Genomic DNA, 1,168 nt, shown 5'->3' with positions numbered 1-1,168 from the left:
TGCTCGTATGCTGATAAAATGGACAGATTTTATGCATCGTCCACTGTATAATTATCCCAAGACTAAAAAGGAAATCAGCACATGACTAAAAGGCCACGTTACTCACAGGAATTCAAAGATGCCATTGTTGCCCTCTATCAAGAAGGTCGTTCCTCTCTGTCACTTTCAATTGAATACGGTATGGCCTCCACTACCGTTATTAAATGGGTTCATGGCAGCCAAAAACAAATAATTGCTGGCGAAACTTATACGACAGATGAAATGAAAAAGATGAAGAAGGAAAATGATCGTTTAAAAGAGGAAAATGATATTTTAAAACGAGCGGCGGTATTACTGGCAAAAAATTAAAACGTGATACCGCCCTTCCCATCATTCAAGCTAATGTCGATGCCGGCCATCGTATTACGATCGTACTCCGTGCTTTAAGTATTTCACGGAGTACTTTTTATAATTGGCTGCACCACGTTCCAAGTAAACGAGAACAAGAGAATCAGTGGATTCAAGCAAGGGCCAAAGAAATTTGGTTATCCAGTGATCGTGTCTATGGCTATCAACGAATAAAAATCGCCCTACACCGACAAAAAATTGATGTCGGTGTAAGGCGATTATGGCGTTTATTAAAAGAGGCAAACTGTCAATCAGTGATGACCAAAAAATATCGTAAGCCAGTCACTGAAGTTCTTTACGCACAACGCCCGAACCTGGTTAAACGACTTGATGACCAGTCTGGTGTTTGGTCGGCAGATGTCACTTATATCCGAGCTCCGAGTGGTCAGTATATATATTTGGGAACAGTCTATGATCCAGAAAATCGAAAAGTACTAGCTCATAAACTGAGCTCAATCAGAGATGGACGCTTTGTCTCCGACATTTTGGTTGAAGCATTGAAGCGACACCAAAAGCCGGCCTACTTACATACTGATATGGGAAGTGAATATACAAGTAGTGTATTTGAAAATCTATTGGCGACCAATCATATCCGTCATTCATATTCCAAGAAGGGTCACCCCTATGATAATGCGAGAATTGAAGCCTTTCATTCAATTTTAAAAAGAGAACTTATTTATCCGAACCAGTTTAAGAGTAAATTTGAGCTGGTTACGCGAATATCACGCTATATCCATCGATATAATCATGAACGGATTCATACCTATGAATCGAACCTAGT

At 39.9% G+C, this 1,168-nt stretch carries 2 protein-coding genes; both read left to right on the top strand.

Going from position 1 to position 1,168, the window contains the following annotated elements:
- Positions 1-81 precede the first annotated feature (81 nt).
- On the top strand, positions 82-348 hold the full coding sequence (locus H7198_RS06900) for a transposase (RefSeq protein ID WP_010017457.1): 267 nt from the start codon (positions 82-84) through the stop codon (positions 346-348).
- The coding region (locus H7198_RS06895) for an IS3 family transposase (RefSeq protein ID WP_345945867.1) at positions 330-1,168 on the top strand (839 nt) is incomplete at its 3' end. The genes H7198_RS06900 and H7198_RS06895, both read left to right, overlap by 19 nt.

The sequence above is a fragment of the Fructobacillus sp. CRL 2054 genome (genome assembly GCF_028764065.1).
In the GTDB taxonomy this organism is placed as follows: Bacteria; Bacillota; Bacilli; order Lactobacillales; family Lactobacillaceae; genus Fructobacillus.
Note: the sequence above shows the minus strand (reverse complement) of the source record. Positions and strands in the feature narration are given on the sequence as shown.